At 43.5% G+C, this 22,153-nt stretch carries 22 protein-coding genes; 13 read left to right on the top strand and 9 right to left on the bottom strand.

All coding sequences use genetic code 11. From position 1 onward, the window contains the following. Positions 1 to 33 precede the first annotated feature (33 nt). From HVMH_RS03485 to HVMH_RS03475, 3 genes are read right to left on the bottom strand one after another with little or no spacing between them, the layout of a single operon-like run. Positions 34 to 294, bottom strand: coding sequence for a hypothetical protein (locus HVMH_RS03485; RefSeq protein ID WP_029907938.1), 261 nt, complete (start codon positions 292 to 294; stop codon positions 34 to 36). After that, a complete protein-coding gene (gene murU, locus HVMH_RS03480; protein ID WP_035629180.1) occupies positions 291 to 992 on the bottom strand; it encodes an N-acetylmuramate alpha-1-phosphate uridylyltransferase MurU in 702 nt (233 codons plus the stop codon). Before murU ends, HVMH_RS03485 begins: the two co-directional genes overlap by 4 nt. A 49-nt stretch (positions 993 to 1,041) precedes the next feature. Further along, on the bottom strand, positions 1,042 to 2,082 hold the full coding sequence (locus HVMH_RS03475; protein WP_035629178.1) for an aminoglycoside phosphotransferase family protein: 1,041 nt from the start codon (positions 2,080 to 2,082) through the stop codon (positions 1,042 to 1,044). A gap of 75 nt (positions 2,083 to 2,157) precedes the next feature. On the opposite strand from HVMH_RS03475, the gene HVMH_RS03470 reads away from it, so the two are divergent. From HVMH_RS03470 to HVMH_RS03445, 6 genes are read left to right on the top strand one after another with little or no spacing between them, the layout of a single operon-like run. Then, positions 2,158 to 4,560: an LPS-assembly protein LptD gene (locus HVMH_RS03470; protein WP_051623183.1), complete on the top strand. Its 2,403-nt coding sequence runs from the start codon at positions 2,158 to 2,160 to the stop codon at positions 4,558 to 4,560. 1 nt (position 4,561) lies between these two features. Then, positions 4,562 to 5,914: a peptidylprolyl isomerase gene (locus tag HVMH_RS03465; protein ID WP_051623182.1), complete on the top strand. Its 1,353-nt coding sequence runs from the start codon at positions 4,562 to 4,564 to the stop codon at positions 5,912 to 5,914. After that, complete coding sequence (gene pdxA / locus HVMH_RS03460; RefSeq protein WP_029907928.1) at positions 5,914 to 6,912, top strand: 4-hydroxythreonine-4-phosphate dehydrogenase PdxA; 999 nt, start codon at positions 5,914 to 5,916, stop codon at positions 6,910 to 6,912. The genes HVMH_RS03465 and pdxA overlap by 1 nt, the downstream gene beginning before the upstream one ends. Beyond that, positions 6,909 to 7,730, top strand: a complete 822-nt coding sequence (gene rsmA, locus HVMH_RS03455; protein WP_029907926.1) for a 16S rRNA (adenine(1518)-N(6)/adenine(1519)-N(6))-dimethyltransferase RsmA — start codon at positions 6,909 to 6,911, stop codon at positions 7,728 to 7,730. The genes pdxA and rsmA overlap by 4 nt, the downstream gene beginning before the upstream one ends. A gap of 3 nt (positions 7,731 to 7,733) precedes the next feature. Then, positions 7,734 to 8,567 (top strand): symmetrical bis(5'-nucleosyl)-tetraphosphatase, encoded by an 834-nt coding sequence (locus tag HVMH_RS03450; RefSeq protein WP_029907924.1) that lies wholly within the window; start codon positions 7,734 to 7,736, stop codon positions 8,565 to 8,567. 14 nt (positions 8,568 to 8,581) lie between these two features. Continuing rightward, the gene (locus tag HVMH_RS03445; RefSeq protein WP_029907922.1) at positions 8,582 to 9,157 is read left to right on the top strand and encodes a hypothetical protein; all 576 of its coding nucleotides are present in this window, start codon (positions 8,582 to 8,584) and stop codon (positions 9,155 to 9,157) included. A 1-nt stretch (position 9,158) separates the two neighbouring features. Here HVMH_RS03445 and HVMH_RS03440 read toward each other — a convergent pair whose 3' ends face one another. Continuing rightward, entirely contained in the window at positions 9,159 to 9,461 is a 303-nt protein-coding gene (locus HVMH_RS03440; protein ID WP_029907920.1) for a BolA family protein, read from the bottom strand. 101 nt (positions 9,462 to 9,562) lie between these two features. Here HVMH_RS03440 and HVMH_RS03435 point away from each other — a divergent pair, with 101 nt between their 5' ends. The 3 genes from HVMH_RS03435 to HVMH_RS03425 all read left to right on the top strand — a co-directional run bounded on the left by HVMH_RS03435 (position 9,563) and on the right by HVMH_RS03425 (position 12,430). Next, positions 9,563 to 10,096 (top strand): DsrE family protein, encoded by a 534-nt coding sequence (locus tag HVMH_RS03435; RefSeq protein WP_232087802.1) that lies wholly within the window; start codon positions 9,563 to 9,565, stop codon positions 10,094 to 10,096. Between the two features lie 143 nt (positions 10,097 to 10,239). Then, a complete protein-coding gene (locus HVMH_RS03430; RefSeq protein ID WP_029907916.1) occupies positions 10,240 to 10,491 on the top strand; it encodes a 2Fe-2S iron-sulfur cluster-binding protein in 252 nt (83 codons plus the stop codon). A 367-nt stretch (positions 10,492 to 10,858) separates the two neighbouring features. Further along, positions 10,859 to 12,430, top strand: a complete 1,572-nt coding sequence (locus HVMH_RS03425; protein WP_029907912.1) for an inorganic phosphate transporter — start codon at positions 10,859 to 10,861, stop codon at positions 12,428 to 12,430. 18 nt (positions 12,431 to 12,448) lie between these two features. On the opposite strand, the gene phoR is transcribed toward HVMH_RS03425, so the two are convergent. From phoR to phoU, 3 genes are read right to left on the bottom strand one after another with little or no spacing between them, the layout of a single operon-like run. Further along, positions 12,449 to 13,750 (bottom strand): phosphate regulon sensor histidine kinase PhoR, encoded by a 1,302-nt coding sequence (gene phoR, locus HVMH_RS03420; protein ID WP_029907904.1) that lies wholly within the window; start codon positions 13,748 to 13,750, stop codon positions 12,449 to 12,451. A gap of 20 nt (positions 13,751 to 13,770) precedes the next feature. Beyond that, positions 13,771 to 14,466: a phosphate regulon transcriptional regulator PhoB gene (gene phoB, locus HVMH_RS03415; protein ID WP_029907902.1), complete on the bottom strand. Its 696-nt coding sequence runs from the start codon at positions 14,464 to 14,466 to the stop codon at positions 13,771 to 13,773. Positions 14,467 to 14,472: 6 nt separating this feature from the next. Further along, complete coding sequence (phoU, locus tag HVMH_RS03410) at positions 14,473 to 15,213, bottom strand: phosphate signaling complex protein PhoU (protein WP_029907900.1); 741 nt, start codon at positions 15,211 to 15,213, stop codon at positions 14,473 to 14,475. A 665-nt stretch (positions 15,214 to 15,878) separates the two neighbouring features. Between phoU and glnA the strand changes: the two genes are divergently transcribed. Both glnA and HVMH_RS03400 read left to right on the top strand, forming a co-directional pair. Continuing rightward, on the top strand, positions 15,879 to 17,285 hold the full coding sequence (gene glnA / locus HVMH_RS03405) for a type I glutamate--ammonia ligase (RefSeq protein WP_029907897.1): 1,407 nt from the start codon (positions 15,879 to 15,881) through the stop codon (positions 17,283 to 17,285). Between the two features lie 170 nt (positions 17,286 to 17,455). Further along, positions 17,456 to 18,463 (top strand): putative transporter, encoded by a 1,008-nt coding sequence (locus HVMH_RS03400; protein ID WP_051623181.1) that lies wholly within the window; start codon positions 17,456 to 17,458, stop codon positions 18,461 to 18,463. A gap of 106 nt (positions 18,464 to 18,569) precedes the next feature. Here the strand turns inward: HVMH_RS03400 and HVMH_RS03395 are convergent, their stop codons facing one another. Continuing rightward, complete coding sequence (locus tag HVMH_RS03395) at positions 18,570 to 18,761, bottom strand: zinc-finger domain-containing protein (protein WP_029907893.1); 192 nt, start codon at positions 18,759 to 18,761, stop codon at positions 18,570 to 18,572. A gap of 24 nt (positions 18,762 to 18,785) precedes the next feature. Beyond that, entirely contained in the window at positions 18,786 to 19,712 is a 927-nt protein-coding gene (locus HVMH_RS03390; protein ID WP_029907891.1) for a branched-chain amino acid transaminase, read from the bottom strand. 299 nt (positions 19,713 to 20,011) lie between these two features. On the opposite strand from HVMH_RS03390, the gene HVMH_RS03385 reads away from it, so the two are divergent. Both HVMH_RS03385 and argF read left to right on the top strand, forming a co-directional pair. Beyond that, entirely contained in the window at positions 20,012 to 21,193 is a 1,182-nt protein-coding gene (locus tag HVMH_RS03385) for an acetylornithine transaminase (protein ID WP_035629177.1), read from the top strand. A gap of 24 nt (positions 21,194 to 21,217) precedes the next feature. Further along, positions 21,218 to 22,123, top strand: a complete 906-nt coding sequence (gene argF, locus HVMH_RS03380) for an ornithine carbamoyltransferase (protein WP_029907887.1) — start codon at positions 21,218 to 21,220, stop codon at positions 22,121 to 22,123. Positions 22,124 to 22,153 lie beyond the last annotated feature (30 nt).

The raw sequence follows: 22,153 nt of genomic DNA, 5'->3' as shown, positions 1-22,153 counted from the left end.
CTTTATCCGAGACTATCGTCTTTTTATGATGTTTTAGCTACCGGAAATCCCGCTATCTTCTAAAAAGTGTTTCAGCTTGGCGATATCATCGCGATTGTTCAATTCATGACCGTGGTGAGGCAAACTCAAGTTGAATTCATTGCCATTAATCACGATTTTTGCATGATTACTTTCAGAGACTGAGATTTCCGCACCAAAGTGCGTCAATGCTGAAGACAACTTTTTCCAATCCAAGTTCATCGCCATTGGATGAGCAAATACCTTATCAATCATTGCTTGATGTTTGTGACTCATAGTTTCTCCATTTTTATTTTATTTGATTCAAAATCTTGTCTTGTTTTATTTAATCTTTCTAGCGTGCCCACATCGCTCCAATAACCCTCATAGAGTTCTGCGGTGACTTTGCAATCGGCAATGGCTTGCTTCAAAATGCCTCCCAGCGCCAACCGACCAACTTCAAACCCGTCGAACAATGCAGGATGCAACACACTCACCCCTGAAAAGGTATAGGTCTTATCCAAGGTAGCCATACCGTGTTCCAAACCAAAATCACCTTCTGATTTAAAGTCAGGATTGGGTACCAGTATCAGGTGCGCCATTATGCCAGAGGCCAATGTCAACTGAGAGATTTTATCGAAAGGATAATCGGTAAAAACATCCCCATTGACGACACAAAAAGGCTGCTGCCCATCTGATAACATCGGCAACGCCTGTAAAATACCACCCGCCGTCTCCAGACCACCTTCTGGCTCTGAGGAATAGGAGATATTGACACCATAGCGAGAACCATCGCCCAATGCAGATTCAATCTTATCTCCAAGCCACGCATGGTTGATGACAACTTCCTTGACCCCAACCTGGCAGAATTTATGCAAGTGATGTTCAATCAAGGAATACGAACCCACTGTCACCAAAGGCTTAGGAATGGAATCCGTCAAAGGTCTTAAGCGATTACCTCTACCCGCCGCCAAAATCATTGCACGCCTGTTCATCTATTAATTTACCACCAATTTCTGCCTAATCTCGCCATCATGATTGCTCTCATGATGCTTTATTGATTTCCATCAATCTCGGTAAAACTTTTTCTGCTGTCCAATCAACAATAAAGCGCATCTCCGAGTGCTCTCTTCCCACTTCGATAATGTAATCAAGCGTGTTGGGAATATCGGCAAGATAGCCGTCTTTGCCATCGCGATGATAAAGCCGTGCAAAAATACCGGATGCCTTCAAATGTCTCTGCACCCCCATCAAATCAAACGCCTTTGAAAAACCTTTCCACTCATCACGAGACAACAGTCTAATTTCCACCAATCTCAGGAAATACTCACGAATCCATTCACGAACCTGCTCCGCAGGCCAGCGTACATAACAATCTCTAAACAAAGAAACCGCATCATAGGTTAACGGACCATGAACCGCGTCCTGAAAATCCAAAACCCCCGGATTGCCTTTTGCCAACACCATCAGGTTTCGACTATGGTAGTCGCGATGCACATAAGTTTGTGGTTGCTGCAGTGCAGATTTAATCAAAACATCTTGAGTATTCTGCCACTCTATTTTTTCAAATTGACTCATACCCAACCCAAGGTGTTTTTCGCCCAACCAATCGCTAAATAGTGACATTTCGGTGGTTAACAACTGGCTATCATAAGGCTTCAAGTCTTTTGCGTATGGTTCACCCAAGCTGTTCAACTTGATTAACGCGCGCATCGCATCTCGATACAAGTAATCCACCGTCGAGTCATTGAGTTTAGACGCATAAGTATCCGCCCCCAAATCTGTCAACAGCAAAAATCCCAATTCAAGATCCTGCTCAAGCACTTTAGGGACGTTCAAACCCATCGCAGTCATATCATGAGAGACTTTGATAAACGGACGACAATCTTCATGCTCAGGCGGTGCGTCCATAATAATGAACGTCTGCCCCTGTCGATAAGTGTCAACATCTTGAGTTAATTGAATACGATAATAGCGCCTGAAACTGGCATCGTTCGATGCCGGTTCCGGCATTGTAAAGACATCTTTATCGAAGGAATTTAGCTGCTCGAGCCAGGTGAGTAATTTTTGAAAACGTTCCGTCATGCAAATCTTTGGTCGTACTGAGAGTAATCTCGGTTAGAATAAGCGTTTAATTCATAATTCACGATTTTTAATTGGATGTCAATTCATCTTCGTTTTCTTCTACGAATAGGGTCATTTTTTTTTGCGCTAAGTTTTGCATTTAGCTTGTGGGGAATCCTGTCTCCAGCGTACGCAAATGAATCCATTCAGCAAACAAAAATTAAAACCGAAACCACATCTTCCACTAGCTGCGACACATCACCCGCACAACAAGAATCCTGCAAACCTGCGTGGATTGCAACGCCTCGCCCTATTCCTAGTGCCGACATTCAGGATAATGCTTCCGCTGATGAATTAATCCAAACTTCGCCTGATGACTATAAACTACTTGGAAACGTTGTCATAGAGCGCCCAGGCAGTATTTTGATCTCAAACGAAGCGCTATTCAATCGCATCAAGCAAACCGCTCATGCTTTTGGACAAGTAGAACTCCATCGTAGCGACATTATCTTAACTGGAAACACCGCTACGTTAAACCAAAGCGATAAAACTGCCACCATCAATGAATCGCAATACCAATTTACCGATACTCGAGCACATGGTACAGCGAAAACCGTCTCCATCGACCAACAGGATCGCCTTGCCAACTTAGATGACGCCAACTTCACAACCTGCAAGCTCACACACTTTTTCTGGCAAGGGAAAAGCGCCCCGCAAGATAAAAAATACGACTGGGAGCTGGATTTCAGCCACCTGAAAATAGACGATGCCAAGCGCCGCATTTACGGCAAAAATGCTGTTCTGTATTTTCAGACCTTGCCGGTTTTTTATACGCCTTACATCAACTTTCCGATGGATAACCGTGCCAGTGGTTTCTTATTCCCTACATTCGGTACACAACAATCCATCAACCAAACTTCACCAGAGTCCTATTTAGCGATTCCTTATTACTTCAACATTGCACCAAATTACGACGACACCTTGACCGTAATGCAGATGTCCAAGCGAGGCACCGTACTTGGTAATGAATTCCGTTATCTACAACCTAACCACAGCGCGACACTTACCACTCATTGGTTACGAGATAATCTCACTGCAAAAGACGGCATTGCTTACCTAGACAGTAGTGGCAACGTACAGCACACCAACCCAGTAACCGATCGATGGGATGCTCAATTGACCGCTCAGCAACACTGGGCCGAAGGATTGAACAGCGACATCTCTTGGCGTGAAGTATCGGACAAAAGCTTCTATGCAGACGTTCCGGTTGACACCACACTCGACACAGTCACAACGACTGAACGACACGTTAATCTGGCTTATCAAAACCAGAACTTCAGCTCTCATATTTCAATGTTGAATTACTTGAGACTGAGAAAAGACGCACCATACAACTATGAGAAAAAGCCTGAAATCGGCATGAGCTACTTTCACAATTTTGATAAAGGCGCGTTAAAAAACATCAACACCAACATCATAGCGGAGGCTACCGACTTTCAAGTTTCCTCCTCTCTTGCGCAAAAACCGGAAGCCAAGCGATCCTATTTATCACCGAGCGTGGATTACACGCTCGTTAAGCCCTATGGCCATTTAAAAGCGGAAGTGGTTGCCAACAAAGTACACTATACGATGCAAAACAATGGCTACAACACCACTGGCGCAAATGAACATGACATCACCGTACCTCAATATGCGCTTAATGGCGGGCTAACATTCGAACGTAACTTCAGCTTCGGTTCAAACGACTTTATTCAAACGCTTGAACCTCAAGTCCAGTACCTGTATGTGCCTTACCAAAACCAAAGCAATATTCCTGTATTCGACACGGCAGTACAAAGCTTGGACTTCAGCAACCTGTTTTCCTATAACCGTTTTTCAGGTTATGACCGTATCGGCGACACCAATCAGGTCTCTACCGCTTTAACCACACGTTTCCTGACAGCGGACGGAACCCCTCTTGCCCAAGCAGGTATTGGACAGATTTTTTATTTGGATGACCGCAAGGTTCAACTTACAGGCACCAGCATTGATACCAGTCGCGTATCGGACTACTACCTGAACCTTGGGCTTACTGTTGGTAAATTCAGCTTTGCCTCCACCAGCCAATATTCACGCCACAATTACGAATTGACGAATGCCAACAATCGCATGAAACTGGATCTCTCGCCAAGGTTTAAGTTCTTGCTGACCAATACCGTTGTGAATAACAACCGACCCGGTGAGCAAGAAAACGTTGCAACAGGGTTTAACTGGCGCATCAACGATAAATGGACCCTTGGAAGTTATTGGAACTATGACTTCACTGCAGAGCGTAAAACGGAAATCAATTCAGCAATCCGATACGACAGCTGTTGCTGGGCAAGTGAGCTGTCAGTTAAAGAAGCACAATTGGCAAATGGCTTGTATAATTACGGCATCCAGTACATGATTGAACTCAAAGGCCTCAGTTCCGTCGGAACACCTTTTTCAAAATACTTAACCAACAAACTAGATTTCTAATATGACATTATCAAACACTTGGCGACATACTCTGCTTGTCTTAGTCTTGACATCGACCGCACTCCTTCCAATCTCTTCATTTGCTGAACCGGAAAAAGGGCAATTGCTTGACCGCATCGTAGCCACGGTCAACGACGATATCATCCTGAAAAGCGAACTGGATCGCCAGGTTGCGGAAACCGAAAAGGATCTTGCCGCCCGTAATGTCCACATTGCAGACCTTGAGCAACTCAAGCGCAAAGTGTTGGATAAGATGATCATGGACAAACTGCAAATGCAGCGAATCAAATCCCGAGGCATACAAGTTCAGGATGAAGAAGTGCTGGCACAAGTTGAAGACATTGCTAAACGCAACAATCTAACCGTTCTAGAGCTAAGAGATCGCCTGAACTTATCTGAGCCTGACGGATTTCAGCATTTTCGTGAGCGCATTCGTCAACAAATGTTGTTCCAAAAACTCAGACAAGTTGAGGTACTGGACCAAACACAAGTCACTGAAGACGAAATCAACAACTACTTACAACGTCAGAGCCTGATACAAAACAACTTCGAATACCATATCGGCCATATCATGGTGAATCTGCCAGATTCTGCCACACCTGCTCAACGTGACGATGCCAAAAAGAAAGCCGAAACCATCCTAAAAAAACTTGAAGACGGTGAAGACTTTAGCCAGGTCGCCGTACGCTACTCTGAAGGCACTAAAGCATTGAACGGTGGTGACTTGGGCTGGCTGACCACAGACCAGATTCCGACCTTCTTTACCAGCATCGTTGAGTCACTTAAAGTTGGACAATTGAGCGGCATTATCCGCAGCCCGATTGGTTACCACATCATCAAGTTGCTTGGTAAGCGCGACAAAGGAAGCAAACTCGTTGAGCAATATCATTTGTACCGCTTTATTTTGCTGTCTGACAATGCGCAAAAACAAGCTGCTCCACCGAAAGCGTTGGTTGAACTGGCAAATAACATCAAATCCCTTGAAGACTTCAAAAAATTGAATAAACAATACTCAGACATCCCCGCTTCAGTCAACGCACACGGTAACCTCGGTTGGCAAACGATACAACAAATGCCACTGCAATACGCTAAGGCCATTGCTGGGGTAAAACCGCATCATACTGCAATTCCTTTTGCTACCGAACAGGGTTGGGTTATTTTGTACCTTGCAGACAAGCGTCAGCAAGACTTGAACGCTGCCAATAAACGTAAACAAGCGATGGAAACCTTGCGCCTGAAAAAGGCCAACGAAGCTTATGAAATCTGGCTGCGCCGCTTGAAAGATGACGCCATTATAGACATCAACCTTGGCAAACAGAACGACCTTGATAACGATAAGGCGAACATCAATTAATGTCTGACTTCAAACGTATTGTCATCACGTCAGGAGAACCTGCAGGCATTGGACCTGAACAAATCGTTCAGCTTGCGCAATCAGACTTAAGTTTTGACCAGAATGTCGAATGCATTGTCATTGGTAACAAAGCCTTATTGGAACACAGAGCCAAACAGATTGGACTGCCAATCAACATTGAGCACTTCGACTTCAACCAACCTGCCAGCAAAAATCTGCCAGGTTGGGTCAGGCTCATAGATATTCCATTGGCTGAACCCTCAATTGCCGGTCAACTCAATGTCAAAAACGCCGACTATGTTTTGCAAATGCTAGGCACTGCGATTCAAGGGTGCATGAACAATGACTTTGACGCCATGGTGACGGGTCCTATCCATAAAGGCATTATCAATGAAGCTGGTTTGAAGTTCACGGGGCACACCGAACTTCTGGCAGAGGCTTCCAATACAGAACAAGTAGTTATGATGCTTGCCACTCCGCAGCTGCGCGTGCCTTTGGTAACAACCCACTTACCACTGCGTGATGTGCCTGATGCCATCACGGCAGAACTCTTGGAGAGCGTTATCCGCATCCTGCATGACTCTTTGCAAAACCAGTTTGGCATTGAACAGCCTAAAATCTTCATCATGGGCTTAAACCCGCATGCCGGAGAAGACGGTCACCTTGGAACTGAAGAAATTACCGTCATCAACCCTGTTATCAAAAAGCTTCAGCAGGAAGGTATGGATTTAATCGGCAGCTTGCCTGCTGATACCATTTTCAGCCCTACCAACCTTGAAGCCGCTGATGCTTTTCTTGCCATGTATCATGACCAAGGGTTACCGGTATTGAAAACACTTGGTTTTGGCAAAGCCGTAAATGTGACCTTAGGGCTGCCATTTGTCCGTACATCTGTTGATCACGGAACCGCTCTAGGTATCGCCGGCACAGGGAAAGCAGACATTAACAGCTTTCAATACGCTATTCAGGTTGCACTCGAGATGACAGGAAAGCCATGAGAGAAAAGCGCACCAAAACATCCGGTCACCAGCACAAGAAACGTTTCGGTCAGAACTTTCTAAACAATCCAAAAATTATTGATCGGATTGTCGCGGCAATTCGCCCTATGTCCGAGCAACATTTGGTGGAAATCGGTCCGGGTGAAGCCGCCTTGACTGAGCCATTGCTTCAAGTCGTTAGAAAACTGGACATTATCGAAATCGACAACGATCTTATTGGGCCGCTGACTAAGCGATTCGGCAACATGAAGGCATTCAACCTTCACCACCATGACGCTCTAACTTTCGATTACGCAACGCTGGTTGAAAATGAAGAAAAACCAACGGCGGCATTGAGAATCGTCGGCAACCTTCCCTATAATATTTCTAGCCCGCTTCTATTCCATTTATTGGAGTATTCGGCTTTAATTGAAGATATGCATTTCATGTTGCAGAAAGAAGTGGTTGAACGCATGACAGCAAGTCCTGGTGTCAAAGCTTACGGACGACTGAGCGTAATGATGCAATATGCTTGTCAGGCGGAATATTTATTCACCGTTGGTCCAGAAAACTTCACCCCACCGCCCAAAGTGGATTCAGCCATCGTTAGGCTAGTCCCGTACCGCTCAAAACCTTTTCAGGCGAAAGACGACAAAACCTTTGCGGATTTGGTGAAACAAGCTTTTTCACAGAAGCGTAAAACCCTGCGCAACAATTTGAAAGGTTGGTTAACGGCAGAGCAAATCGAAGCATGTGGCATTGCCCCTTCAGATAGAGCGGAAAGCATCGACATTGAAGGATTTGTAAAACTGGCAAATTTTTATCAGGAGACTTTATAAGGCATGGCAACCTACGTTATAGGAGACCTACAAGGCTGTTATGATGATTTAATGCGTTTACTGGACAAGATTGAATACGATTCCAGTAACGATGAGCTATGGTTTGCCGGCGACATCGTTAACCGCGGCCCAAAATCATTAGAATGCTTAAGGTTTGTCAAAGAGCTTGGTGACTCAGGGAAAATGGTATTGGGAAATCATGACTTCCACCTGCTTGCCGCCTATACAGGACTGGATAAATATCGCGCCAAAACCGACACCCTGCAGCCGATTCTGAAAGCGGATGATGTTGACGAGTTAGTCAACTGGTTAAGACACCAACCACTCATGGTGGAACACTCCACCCTTCCTGTTGTCATGGTGCATGCTGGCATTCCCCCTCAATGGACAATTGAGCAAGCAAAAGACTATGCAAAAGAAGTGGAAGCCGTTATTCAGGCGGATGACTGGAAACAAAGCCTAAAACACCACCTATTCGGCAGCGAACCAAATGAGTGGAGCGACAAGCTAAGAGGCTGGGATCGCATCCGATATATTTTAAATGCACTGGTAAGAATGCGTTATTGCGATAAAAACGGTAAACTTGATTTCAAAAGCAAGATGGCACCAACAGATAAGACTCATAAAGCCAAATATCAACCGTGGTTTACCATTGACGAACGTAAAAACCTCGACAAGCAGATTTTTTTCGGGCACTGGTCGACACTTGGCGCAATCGATGCTTATAAAATACATTCAACAGATACCGGCTGTCTATGGGGTGGAGAACTCACCGCATATTGTCTGGAAACGGACGAGCGACATACCGTAGGCTGTGCGGAAAATTATCGTAAATAACCAGCGAATCATTCATGGCAGAAGAGCAACTAGACGAAACAGTTCAAATTGAAGATGAAGCCATTCCTTTAAAGCCAACTGCAGAAGAAATGCTTGAACGTCTGCACGATGTTGAGCTTGGCGATTTGGATTTGAAACAATTGACGGAAGAAGCAAAAGGCAACCAAGCTTGGCTGTTTGTCATGACAATGCCTGTCAGCGCACTATTTTTGGTCATCGTCACCCTACTTGGCACTTTTTTAACAGGCTACTTCATCGCCAGTTTCATCATCGGAGCTACTTTCGTATTTCTCATTGGACAAATGCTAGATCAATACGAGCGCAAGTTTAAAAATCTAGCCCGTATAGAAGCCATGAAACGCATTGAAGCCGTTGAAGGCGAGTATGGATTACTACCGCATTTCAACGACTTTTTACCGACAAAATATCGCCATTTATGGCAAACCGTACGTAGAAAAAACTTCATCTATATCGAACAGTACATCGCCGCAATGAAACTCTTGCAAAACAAGCTAGACCGCGAAAAGTTCATTTATATCTGGCGACTAAAACACCCTGAAACCGACCCCAACCACGAACCAGAAGAGTAATTTACTTTCCACCACCTCGACAAAGCGGCGAGTCTGAAACTTGTGGAGATTCCAACCACTCTTTTGGTGAAAACGTGTGCAATGCCAGCGCATGAAATTTTGGCATTTCTTCCGATAATACCTTATACACAGCTTGATGTCGTTTTACTTTAGATAATCCCTCAAACTCTTCTGCTACCAATGTCATCTTGAAGTGAGATTCTGTTGCGGGCCCTGAGTGCATGTGACTTTCATTTTCCATATTCAGATAATTAACGTGAAATGTACTTTCTATTTTTGACTCTATTGCGCTCTGTAAACTCATTCTTTTCTCAATCATAATTTGGAATAATTCGCTATATAATAACGTTTAGACTAAAAGCAATAAACTTGAAATTTTTCATCAAACCCCATAAAGGACTTGATATGAAACATATCGCCAGCACTCAATTCTTCAGATTCAATCTGTTTTCTTTGGTTCTGCTGCTAATGATTCCGCTATCTGGCTATGCAGAAATAACCAATCCGGCCAATCATACTCTAAAGGTTTTTCCAGAACTTCAGACTCCTCCAAGCGATCGTTTTCCAGGTGACCCACCAGAACACAAAGCGGTTTATATGTGGAACAAATCCGACCCAGATTATCAAACACATATTTTGAACTCTATTCAAGCGATGATTACTGAATTTGGGGACAATGTTGCTATTGCTGTCGTTGCCATCGGGCCTGGTATTCATGTTTTAGCAAAACACCCTCAGCGTAAAGTTCCGCCAGAAATCTATGCTCGCGTCAAAAGTCTTGCAACAGACTATCACGTGCGCTGGATTGCCTGTGGTAACACCATGAAAACTATTGGCTGGACTGACCAAGATATTCGTCCTTTTGCTGAGTACGCGCAAGTCGGCGCCGCCGCTCTGATGGCACTTCAAGAGCACGGCTATAAGCTATTGGTTTGGTAACACCAGCCAATCTAAAAAGGAGCTAAACAGGCTCCTTTTTTGTTTTTATAGAGCTAATCAGATTTCACAAACCTAACTTATCGTTTTAGCGTAATCTGTTAAAATAACTTTGATTGAATTGAAATAAACAATAGGGAAACACCATGCACAAAATCACCGTAGTCGGTCAGGGAGAATGTGAGTTTGAAGATCAATTTACATTATTAGAATGTTTAGATGAAGCTGGGTTTGATATGCCTTATAGCTGCCGAGGCGGAAACTGTGGAGCCTGTGAGGTAAGATTGTTATCCGGCAAAGTCGAGAATATTCAAGATACCGTTTATGAAACGGATGAAGCCCACATTCTTACTTGTAGTGTCATTCCGATTAGTGATATTAAAATAGAATTAATCTAAACCGCTTTCGGCCTTATTCACAATAAGGCCATGCAATTATCTGGTAAAGTTGCAATAAACCTTGTTCTTGTCACCAGAAGTCAGTTGAGTTGTTTGCGATATCGCTTGCGTTGAAGCCAAAGAACTTAATACACCAATGGTAAACATAACAATTCGCTTCACACCTACTCTCCCAAGTAAAAATTCAAAACAAATATTTTGTCTTAGAAACCCAAACGGAATGTTAAGCTTGAATGACATTTCGATGACAGAACATCTGCAAACTCGACGAAACGCCTACAATAAATATTTTTTGTCACATTTTTGTCATAAACCATCTTTAATTGATTACAATTTGCACACTAAGTATTCATAACCAAGTCATCTCATGGAATTCCAAAACATAAATGAAATTGAAGACGCAACATTAAAAAGTCGCCGAGAGATGTTTCGTCTCGGAACCGCACTTCTTTTTATCATCTTCATCATGATTTTTTCTGCCAACCTACACGTGGGTTCCGGCAGCTTCAGCATTGAGTTGGTCGTCGGTGCGATGATTGGTGGCTACATGGCAATGAACATCGGTGCTAACGATGTCGCCAACAATGTCGGTCCTGCTGTCGGCTCAAAAGCCGTCACCCTGGCGGGCGCCATTATCATCGCAGCTATCTGTGAGTCTGCCGGAGCATTAATTGCTGGCGGCGATGTCGTCAACACAATTAAAAACGGTATTATTGACCCCGCACTAATCAAGGATGGACATACGTTTGTTTGGTTGATGATGGCGGCTTTGTTGTCTGGTGCTATCTGGCTTAATGTCGCCACAGCGCTTGGCGCACCAGTTTCCACCACGCACTCCATCGTTGGCGGCGTTTTAGGCGCTGGCGTTGCAGCAGCAGGCTGGGATATCGCGAACTGGGATAGAATGGGATCCATCGTCGCAAGCTGGGTCATCTCTCCTGTTATCGGAGGCATCATTGCCGCAAGCTTCCTACTATGGATAAAACGCAGCATCACCTACCAAGAAGATATGGTTGCGGCTGCTAGAAAAATGCTCCCACTTTTGATTGCCATTATGGCTTGGGCTTTCTCGACATACATCATCCTAAAAGGCTTCAAAAAGATTTGGAAAACTGACTTTTCTATCGCTGCATTGATTGGCTTTTGTATTGCGGTTTTGGTTTATCTAGTCTTAAGACAGGTCATGAAAAAGCAGGCCAGCGCCATGAAAAATGAAAAGGCTAGTGTCAACACACTTTTCACCATTCCACTTATTTTTGCAGCAGCCCTTCTCAGTTTTGCCCATGGCGCTAACGACGTCGCGAATGCAGTGGGCCCGCTTGCCGCTATTAATGATGCTATAGCCCACGACGGTGTCGCATCTACTGCCAACATTCCACTTTGGATTATGTTAATCGGCGCATTGGGTATCAGCTTAGGCTTGGCACTCTTTGGTCCTAAACTGATCAAAACCGTTGGTGAAGAAATCACCGACTTGGATCAAATGAGAGCCTTCTCTATTGCCATGTCAGCCGCAATTACAGTCATAGTCGCTTCTCAGTTAGGCTTACCGGTAAGCTCGACCCACATTGCTGTGGGTGGGATTTTCGGTGTTGGTTTCTTACGAGAATATCTGAAACGCAATCATGCAAAAACCATTCAAAAAATTCGTGAGCACTATCAAAGCTTAGGTCAAACAGATGTAGATCAATTTATTAAGCAATTTTCCAGTGCCAGCTTGATTCAGAAGAAACACATGTTAGCAGAGCTTAAGCAACATAAAGCCTCGGTGGAGCTTACGAAAAAAGAACGTAAGTCACTGAACAAGGTTTATCAAAAAGAATTGGTTAAGCGCTCTGCATTCTTGAAAATCGTCGCCGCTTGGCTGATTACCGTACCGGCTTCTGCATTCCTTGCAGCACTTATTTATTTTACGATTCGCGGCATTATGGTGCCGTAATACTGGAGCGAGAGGAAGTTAAACTTCCTCTGCTTTCTCATCCGCTTTCAAATCCAATGGGAAACGACAGGTAAACTTCGAGCCAACACGTATCTGACTTTGAATAGTTAACACTGCCTGATGTCTTTCAAGAATGTGCTTTACGATTGCTAGGCCAAGACCTGTGCCACCAGTATCTCTAGACCTTGCTGTATCAACACGATAGAAACGTTCAGTCACTCTAGGAATGTGTTCTTGAGCAATGCCGATACCTGTATCCTCTACCTCAAAGAAAATACCTTTTTGTGTTTGATACCAGCGAACCGTTATGCGACCGTTTTCAGGCGTGTAGCGCACGGCATTGGAAATAAGGTTTGTGAACACACTGGTTAGCGGCATCAGATAGCCCACTATTTTTAAACCCTCTTCGACTTCAAATGTAAACTGATGCTTGTCCGCACTGATCAGCCCTGCATTTTGCTGCAACCCTCCCAGAATGGCTGGCACATCCACCACCTGTCTGTCTTCTGTCAACGTCTCGGATTCCATTGCAGACAAAGTCAACAGATCATTGATAATAGACTGCATTCTTAAAGATTGCTTATGCATCTGTTCTAAAGGTTTCTGCCAAGTCACATCCTGCGTCGGCATATCAATCATCATTTCGAGATAGCCATTAAATACAGTCAAAGGTGTTCTCAATTCATGCGAAGCATTGGCAATAAAGTCTTTACGAATCTGCGCCAGATTGTATAACTCATGGATGTCTTTGATGACAATCAAACGGTGATGCTGATAGTACTCAAAAACTGACACACTCAAGACACGCTTCATCCCTTTAAATGAAGGCAAAATAAGCGGCTTTGAATAATCTTCATTTTTAAGATAAGCTATAAATTCCGGCACCCTGACCAAGGGCTCCAAAGAACGGGTAACGTCTGAATGTCTCAAGTGTAATAAACGCTTTGCAGCTGCATTAAACCACTCGATTTTGCCATTGGGATCAATGGAGACAATGGCATCAGGGATTGACATCGACGCCGCTTGCAATTGCTGATACTTATTTGCCTGCAGCTCTGCTAACTTTTCCAGCGAACGCTGTTTTCTCGAAACCAGGTAGCCTATTTCAGACCAAAAACCTGACCCTGGTGGATAAGGTGCTTTTGAGCTTCCTTTTATCCAGAGCTCAAACTTTCTTAAACTATAGAAATGACGTGCCAGATAAAAAACCAGATAGCCTGCAACGGCAATCTCATAATCTTCAATCAGCCAACCAATGAAAAGTGCCCCCCAAAGGGTTGCAATTGTCCAGGTGAGTTCTCTTGATACACTTTCGGTCAATGTGACAAACCTACTTGCGATTATTCTGTAGAAAAACGATAACCTGCACCCCTAACGGTTTGGATAACGTTAGCAGCACCAACAGGCTCTAAGATTTTTCTAAGGCGTCTAATGTGAACATCCACCGTTCTTTCTTCAACGATAATGCTTTCACCCCAGACATGATCTAATAATTGTGAACGAGTATAGACACGATTCGAATGTGTCATAAAGAAGTGCATCAACTTAAATTCAGTAGGACCAAGCTTCACCTCCTCACCATCGACTGTGAAACGATAACTGCTTAAATCTAACTGTAGCGTGCCTGCTTTAATAACTTCAGAAGAATGCTTGTCCGGCATGTGACGTCTAAGCAATGCATGACACCTTGCCACTAACGCACGCGGAGAGAAAGGCTTAACGACGTAGTCATCAGCCCCGGCTTCAAAGCCTTTTACTTGATCGTTTTCTTCACCTTTTGCCGTCAACATCAATATCGGAGTATGACCGACTTGATCATGTTGACGAATTCTTTGCGCTAAAGAAACACCCGATGTACCAGGAAGCATCCAGTCTAGAATAATACAATCAGGCTTGTGTTCTAAAAGTAAGTTCCAGCCTTGTTCGGCATTCGGCGCTTCTATAACGTTAAAATCGGCTGCTGATAAAGTGAAGTTCAGCATATCTCGGATTGCGGCTTCATCTTCAACAACCAACACGGTATGGCGATCTGACATCTTGTCTTAACCCTCGTGATCAAATGAATTGATAAAGGCTACTAGGCTTGCTTTATCCAATTCTCTCACGTCCTTACCTTTAATCAAGTAAATAATACTTTCACCGATATTGCGTGCGTGATCTGAAATACGTTCTACCGCACGAAGCGTAATTAAAATTTCTGCAAGACATGCTGCATTTTCAGGTGATGTCTTGAACCCATCAATAACGTCTTTGTACGCATCTTTGTAGATATTATCAACACTTTCTTCTTCTTGAATTAACTTCAAAGAAGCTTCTGTTGTAACGCGCGCAAAACCATCCAGTGCATCGTGCAACATATTGATGGAACGGTTAGACATATCAATCAACGGAATGTAACCCGGCAAAATCGCACAATTATCAACTTGTTCATTTGCAAAAGTTAGCACCATTTTGGCAATTTTAACGATTTCATCACCGATACGCTCCAAGTCAATCGCGATACGAATCGTCGCGATAATCAGTCTTAAGTCAGATGCTGTAGGATGCTGTCTTGCCAAGACTTTTGCACAAAGCTTATCAATCACCATTTCCGCATTATTGACAGCTCTGTCCAACAAAATAACTTCTTGTGCACGATTAACATTGCTCTCAGTCAAAGCCATCATCACCCCTTCGAACTGGCTCTCGACCAAACCACCCATTTCCAAGATATGGTTAAACAAATCTTCTAGGTTGCGATTCAACTCACCCGAAATGTGTGATGTAAATTCTCTTTTGTCCATCTACCTTTCCTCTTAAAATTCTAAAACCTGCCTGCCTATCCAGAACACCCGCAAACAAAGCAATGGCTTGATGTTTGCACTTACTCCAAAAACTTGATAGCACTCCGGCTTTACACCCTGTTCTGACAGGCTACGTAGCGCACATATAGTTTTTTCTTTATGCACAAAGCAGGTCTTATCGAAGTAATGTAAACTTAGGTTTCGTATTTTTCAAATAAAACTTCTTTGCTCTATGTAGATTCTTGTCTGAATAGACGCGATTTGACAGCAAAAAATGCCATGATTTCGTAAAATATGAACCCACTCGTTCACTTGGAAACCAATACGCAAAAAATATACGTAAAAACACGAAACCCTTAACCTATGAGTTACGCCAAGAAATATAGCTTACGGAAATGACAAGTAGGTTAAACTTTCAAGGTAAACTTGACAGTTTTATTACGCCCCAAAAAAGAATTTTATTTGCACCATTTTGATGCATTGTAAGCTTTTTTCATTATCACCTCGCATCATCAAAGAACATCCTTTTTTCTTACATTTCATACACTTATGTTATTCAAAAAAATAATTGGAATTTTGGCACAGTTCAAGCTATCATTTTGCCTGTTTAAATCTATAAAAACAGCGCTGTTTTTGCGCTCTTAACACAACGATAAGGACACAGCATGTCACAAGAAATCTTTGACCTAATGAAAGACAACGACGTTAAGTGGGTTGATCTTCGATTCACTGACACCCATGGTAAAGAGCAACACGTTACGATTCCAGCATCAAAAGTTGACGAAGACTTTTTTGCCGATGGTGAAACATTTGACGGTTCTTCCATCCAGGGGTGGAAAGGCATTAACGATTCAGACATGCTATTGATGCCGCAAACAGACGGTTTCTTCATGGATCCATTCACAAACGATCCAACACTTATCATTCGTTGTATGATCGTTGAACCAGCAACCATGGAATCTTATGAAAAAGATCCTCGTGGTATCGCTAAGAAAGCAGAATCTTACCTAAAATCAACTGGTGTTGCTGATGCTGCGTTCTTCGGTCCAGAACCTGAATTCTTTATTTTCGACGATGTTCGCTGGGGCGCGGACATGTCTGGTAGCTTCGTTAAAATCGATGGTAATGAAGCCGCTTGGAACACGGAAAAAGTTTATGAAGGCGGTAACATGGGTCATCGCCCTAAAGTTAAAGGTGGTTACTTCCCAGTTCCTCCAGTTGACCAACTTCATGAAGTACGTGCTGACATCTGCGCAATGGCAGAAGCAATGGGCCTTAAACTAGAAGCTCACCACCATGAAGTAGCAAACGGGGGTCAATGTGAGCTAGCGGTTGCAGGTAACACTTTGACTGCAAAAGCTGATGAAGTTCAAATTTTGAAATATGCAGTACATAACACATGCCAAGCGCTAGGTAAAACAGCGACTTTCATGCCTAAGCCAATCGTTGGTGATAACGGTTCTGGTATGCATATCAACATGTCTTTGTCTAAAGATGGTAAAAACATCTTCGCTGGTGACGTTTACTCAGGTCTTTCTCAAGAAGCAATCTGGTACATTGGTGGCTTGATGAAGCATGCTCGTGCATTGAACGCTTTCACTAACCCTGGTACAAACTCTTACAAGCGTTTGGTTCCTGGTTTCGAAGCGCCAATTCTACTGGCATACTCTGGCAAAAACCGTTCTGCTTCTATCCGTATTCCATACGCACCTTCTGAGCGTTCACGTCGTGTTGAGCTACGTTTCCCAGATCCTACTGCAAACCCATACTTGGCGTTCGCAGCTTCAATGATGGCTGGTCTAGACGGAATTCTTAACAAGATCGATCCAGGCGAGCCTGCAGAGAAAGATCTATATGATCTTCCTCCAGAAGAAGAAGCAACTTACAAAACAGTTTGTGCATCTCTAGACGAAGCTTTGTCTGAATTGGATAAAGACCGTGACTTCTTGAAAGCAGGTGGTGTATTCACTGATGATGCAATCGATTCTTACATCGCATTGAAAATGGAAGAAGTTACTCGCTTCCGTGCAACAACTCACCCAATCGAATTCGATATGTACTATTCAAGCTAATCGACATTCGACTGCTAAAAAACCCGCCTCGTGCGGGTTTTTTTATACCTGAAACCCAAGTAACGTTTTAAAAACGCTGAATGCATTATGAAAATACAACAACAAGGCTTCTGCCATACTGAAATATCCACTAAACTGGGCAACAAAATAAAATCAGACAAGGACAATCAATGTTAAAAAGTTTTTTCTGGCGCAAGGAATGGGCTCTATGGGCTTGGGGAGGTATATTCCTGTTGGTTTCTGTCACGTGGCTTCAAGTCTATCTGACAGTACTTCTGAACTCTTGGTATGGTAAGTTTTACGACATCCTACAGAAAGCCAATGACATCCAAGCTTTTTGGCACAGCATGATTGAATTCACCTACATCGCTATCCCATACATTTTTATCGCCATGTTCGCCTTTTACTTTGCACAGCACTACTCTTTCCGCTGGCGTCAAGCAATTACCTTTCACTACCTGCCACATTGGGAAAACTCTCCACACACTATAGAAGGGGCTTCACAGCGTATCCAACAAGACACTTATGAGTTTGCAAAGAGCCTGGAAAGTTTAGGGCTGGGCATGTTTCGAGCTGCCCTAACACTAATCGCCTTCATTCCAATTCTCTGGACACTCTCTAGCAAAGTGACTTTACCTTATTTAGACCATATTGAAGGCTCACTGGTATGGATTGCTTTAATCACATCCATTGGTGGAATACTAATTTCCTATGTCGTGGGGATTAAGCTTCCAGGCCTGGAGTATAACAACCAACGTGTTGAAGCCGCCTACCGGAAGCAACTTGTTTACTCTGAGGATGACAAAGCTTTTGCAAACATTCCTTCCTTGACAGAACTCTTCACCGGACTTAGAACAAACTATTTCCGCATGTTCAACCACTACTCCTACTTTACACTTTGGAGTACGCTTTATAGCCAAGTGATGATTATTCTGCCTTATTTATTGATGGCACCCTCACTCTTTACCGGCGTAATCTCTTTAGGGATTGTTACTCAAACCGGGAATGCATTCGGAAAAGTAAATGACAGCTTCTCCTACTTGATTGACAGATGGACAGATATCACCAAATTCATCTCAGTGGTGAAACGTTTGAACGAGTTTGAAAAACACCTGATACATGGTATTGAACCGAATCACCCTAACCTGGTTACCACACCAAAAGATTATTCTGTTTAAACGAACCATATTTGATCCAATAAAAAAGCCCCGAGATTGTTTCCAACTTCGGGGCTTTTTCATTCATCCCAGCAAAATCTACCAGGTTGGGGGAAGTGTCACACCATTAGTGAGAACTATGATTAGGATCCCATCCTTCCAGCACATACTCCGCCCCACAATATGGACACTTTGATTTACCGGTTTCTTCAATCGGCAGCATGATTTTCGGGTGAGAGTTCCATTGCTCCTGTCCTTTCATCGGACAAGTTAAAGGAACATCATCATAGGTTATTTTTACAACAGTTTGATTCGACATATCTTCTCTCTTAAAACGTAAATCTTAAGCGACTGGCGTTAACCAATCCATGTGTTTGGCAGAACGGCCATGCACAACATCAAAATATTTCGTTTGCAACAACTCAGTTACCGGTCCTCTAGAGCCTGAACCGATTTGACGGTTATCCAGCTCACGAATCGGTGTTACTTCAGCCGCAGTACCAGTAAAGAAAGCTTCGTCTGCGATATAAACTTCATCACGAGTAATACGTTTTTCGCGAACTTCAAACCCTTCTTCTTTCGCCATTTGAATGATGGTTTTACGAGTAATACCATCTAGCGCTGCCGTCAATTCAGGCGTGTAAAGCACACCATCCTTCACCATAAAGAAGTTCTCACCAGAACCTTCCGATACATAACCTTCTGTATCCAACAATAACGCTTCATCACAGCCGTGACTAATGGCTTCTTGCAATGCCAACATGGAGTTCATATAGGCACCGTTTGATTTCGCTTTGGTCATCGTGACGTTAACATGGTGACGCGTGAAAGAAGAAGTCGCGATTTTAATACCGCGTTGAAGATTCTCTTCACCCATGTAAGCGCCCCATTCCCATGCGGCGACAATAATGTGTGTTTTCAGATTATCTGCACGTAACCCCATCCCTTCTGATCCGTAAAAAACCATCGGACGAATGTAGGCGGATTTCAAATTGTTTTCGCGAACCGCTGCACGTTGCGCTTCATTGATTTCTTCTTTGGAGAAAGGCATCGGCATATTCATGATTTTTGCCGAATTGAACAAACGGTCAGTATGCGCTTCTAGACGAAAAATCGAAGTTCCTTGCTCTGCTTCATACGCACGAACCCCCTCAAAAACACCCATTCCGTAGTGTAATGTGTGGGTTAACACATGAGTCTTGGCTTCACGCCAGTCCACCATCTCACCATCAAACCAAATCAGGCCATCACGGTCACTCATTGTACGCATTGCAACATCCTTCGTTAATTATGATTTAATTATTACCTTAAACGAATCATTTTATCCCAATCGTCGCGTTTTATAAAATGAAAAGATGACAATTCATTGACTAAATAACCGCGTTTTTGCTTGAAATTCATTTTTTTATCGCTAAAATCATTACTTTGATTCCTAATCAAAAAATGCCACTTTCATGAAGAAAGCAATCCCAAGCCCGTCTTGCGATTGCTTTTTTGTTTTATGGCACAGCGATAAACAAAGCAGTAATTTAAACGTACCTTAAAAATAAAGAGATATTAGAACTGAGTATGACAACACCTTCTGAAGCGATTATGAACACCTATTCTCGGCTACCGGTTATGTTTGTGTCCGGTTCAGGTGCCGTACTCAAAGACAACCATAATAACGAATATCTTGATGCCGTCAGCGGTATTGCCGTGTGTAGTCTTGGACACGCACACCCTGCTATTGCCGAAGCCATTTGCAATCAAGCAAATCAGTTGATTCACACCTCCAACTTATATCAAGTTGAAAAACAGATGCAGCTGGCAGAAAAACTGATAGCTTTATCCAATATGGATCGCGTTTTCTTCAGCAATTCAGGTGCTGAAGCCAATGAAGCAGCGTTGAAAATTGCTCGTAAATTTGGCCATCAAAAAGGCATTGAACGCGCAAAAGTCATCGTTATGGAAAATAGCTTCCACGGCAGAACACTTGCCACCCTTTCCGCCACAGGCAACGAAAAAGTTCACGACGGTTTTTACCCTCTAGTTGAAGGATTCGTTCGTGTACCTTATGACAATGTTGGTGCAATTGAAGCACTTAGCAATGACCCGGACATTGTCGCTATTCTAGTAGAACCTGTTCAAGGCGAAGGCGGGGTACACGTTCCAAAAGACGGCTACCTAAAAGCACTGAAAACACTTTGCGAGCAAAACGACTGGTTACTTATGCTGGATGAAATTCAGACGGGTATCGGCAGAACCGGAAAATGGTTTGCCCACCAGCACGAAGGTATTGTTCCAGATGTCATGACCCTTGCCAAAGCACTAGGAAACGGTATGCCGATTGGCGCCTGCTTAGCAAAAGGTAAAGCTGCTGAAGTGTTTGCGCCTGGTAACCACGGTACAACTTTCGGGGGCAACCCGCTTGCCTGCGCGACAGGAATTGCCACCCTACACATCATGGAAACACACAACTTTATCGAACATGTGAACACCAAAGGCCAAATGATTGTCGAACGCTTTAAAGAAGCATTGAAAGATATTGCTCACGTTGTCGACATTCGTGGAAAAGGATTTATGATTGGCATCCAACTAGACCATCCATGCGGTGATTTAGTGCAAAAAGCTTTGGAACAAAACCTACTCATCAATGTCACTCGTGGCGACACCATTCGCCTGCTACCGCCATTTGTTATCCAAAACCAGCAAATAGATGAAATGATTGAAAAAGTAGTCAACCTGGTAAAAAACCACCAGGCTCAATAAAAATTAAACTAACCGATTAGGATTATGAGACATTTTTTAACACTAAAAGACTTCACTACAAGTGAGTTGCAATCGCTTTTGGTTCGTGCAACAGAACTGAAAGCCATGCAGAAAGCTGGTGAAATCTACGAACCTTTAAAAAACCAAACGCTGGCAATGATTTTTGAAAAATCATCGACGCGTACACGCCTCTCTTTCGAAATCGGCATGACCCAACTTGGTGGACACGCTCTATTCATGTCTCCTGAAGCAACGCAACTTGGTCGTGGCGAACCGATTGAAGACAGCGCAAAAGTCATCTCCAGCATGGCGGATGGCATCATGATCCGTACCTTCGGGCACGACATCGTGGAAACCTTTGCAGAACACTCTTCTGTGCCGGTTATCAATGCATTAACCGATGATTTCCATCCTTGCCAACTTTTGGCTGATATGCAAACCTACTACGAACACCGTGGTTCAATTAAAGACAAAACGGTTCTTTGGGTGGGCGATGGCAACAATATGTGTCACTCCTATATCAATGCTGCCGCTCAGTATGGCTTCAAATTACGTATTGCAGCGCCTGAAGGCTATGATCCTAATGCAGAATTGGTTCTGGCTCATGCTGATCGTGTAGAAATCTTCCGCGACCCAATGGAAGCCGCAGAAAATGTCGACTTAGTTGTGACAGATGTGTGGGCCAGCATGGGGCAAGAAGAAGAACAAAAAAAACGTGAAAAGGCATTCAAAGACTTTCAGGTCAACACCGCACTGATGCAACGTGCTGACAACGATGCTCTTTTCATGCACTGCCTGCCAGCGCACAGAGGTGAAGAAGTCACCGCTGAAGTCATTGATGCACCTGGCACCGTTGTTTGGGATGAAGCTGAAAACCGCCTTCATGCACAAAAAGCCTTGCTAGAATTTTTGATGGCAAGAAAAAAATAATTTCAAAAAGACATATCTGTTTAGATACAA

Origin of the sequence: Hydrogenovibrio marinus (assembly GCF_013340845.1) — a bacterium.
GTDB classification, from domain to species: Bacteria; Pseudomonadota; Gammaproteobacteria; order Thiomicrospirales; family Thiomicrospiraceae; genus Hydrogenovibrio; species Hydrogenovibrio marinus.
The sequence above is the reverse complement of the archived record's forward strand: the minus strand, read 5'-3'. Positions and strand labels throughout refer to the sequence as shown.

Coding starts and splice junctions, on each gene's coding strand:
- murU (WP_035629180.1), bottom strand. CDS start 992: ATGAACAGGCGTGCAATGATTTTGGCGGCGGGTAGAGGTAATCGCTTA.
- argF (WP_029907887.1), top strand. CDS start 21,218: ATGAGACATTTTTTAACACTAAAAGACTTCACTACAAGTGAGTTGCAA.
- phoU (WP_029907900.1), bottom strand. CDS start 15,213: ATGGACAAAAGAGAATTTACATCACACATTTCGGGTGAGTTGAATCGC.
- HVMH_RS03400 (WP_051623181.1), top strand. CDS start 17,456: ATGTTAAAAAGTTTTTTCTGGCGCAAGGAATGGGCTCTATGGGCTTGG.
- HVMH_RS03485 (WP_029907938.1), bottom strand. CDS start 294: ATGAGTCACAAACATCAAGCAATGATTGATAAGGTATTTGCTCATCCA.
- HVMH_RS03465 (WP_051623182.1), top strand. CDS start 4,562: ATGACATTATCAAACACTTGGCGACATACTCTGCTTGTCTTAGTCTTG.
- HVMH_RS03390 (WP_029907891.1), bottom strand. CDS start 19,712: ATGCGTACAATGAGTGACCGTGATGGCCTGATTTGGTTTGATGGTGAG.
- phoB (WP_029907902.1), bottom strand. CDS start 14,466: ATGTCAGATCGCCATACCGTGTTGGTTGTTGAAGATGAAGCCGCAATC.
- glnA (WP_029907897.1), top strand. CDS start 15,879: ATGTCACAAGAAATCTTTGACCTAATGAAAGACAACGACGTTAAGTGG.
- HVMH_RS03395 (WP_029907893.1), bottom strand. CDS start 18,761: ATGTCGAATCAAACTGTTGTAAAAATAACCTATGATGATGTTCCTTTA.
- HVMH_RS03440 (WP_029907920.1), bottom strand. CDS start 9,461: ATGAGTTTACAGAGCGCAATAGAGTCAAAAATAGAAAGTACATTTCAC.
- HVMH_RS03425 (WP_029907912.1), top strand. CDS start 10,859: ATGGAATTCCAAAACATAAATGAAATTGAAGACGCAACATTAAAAAGT.
- HVMH_RS03430 (WP_029907916.1), top strand. CDS start 10,240: ATGCACAAAATCACCGTAGTCGGTCAGGGAGAATGTGAGTTTGAAGAT.
- HVMH_RS03470 (WP_051623183.1), top strand. CDS start 2,158: ATGTCAATTCATCTTCGTTTTCTTCTACGAATAGGGTCATTTTTTTTT.
- HVMH_RS03435 (WP_232087802.1), top strand. CDS start 9,563: ATGAAACATATCGCCAGCACTCAATTCTTCAGATTCAATCTGTTTTCT.
- pdxA (WP_029907928.1), top strand. CDS start 5,914: ATGTCTGACTTCAAACGTATTGTCATCACGTCAGGAGAACCTGCAGGC.
- HVMH_RS03385 (WP_035629177.1), top strand. CDS start 20,012: ATGACAACACCTTCTGAAGCGATTATGAACACCTATTCTCGGCTACCG.
- HVMH_RS03475 (WP_035629178.1), bottom strand. CDS start 2,082: ATGACGGAACGTTTTCAAAAATTACTCACCTGGCTCGAGCAGCTAAAT.
- HVMH_RS03445 (WP_029907922.1), top strand. CDS start 8,582: ATGGCAGAAGAGCAACTAGACGAAACAGTTCAAATTGAAGATGAAGCC.
- HVMH_RS03450 (WP_029907924.1), top strand. CDS start 7,734: ATGGCAACCTACGTTATAGGAGACCTACAAGGCTGTTATGATGATTTA.
- rsmA (WP_029907926.1), top strand. CDS start 6,909: ATGAGAGAAAAGCGCACCAAAACATCCGGTCACCAGCACAAGAAACGT.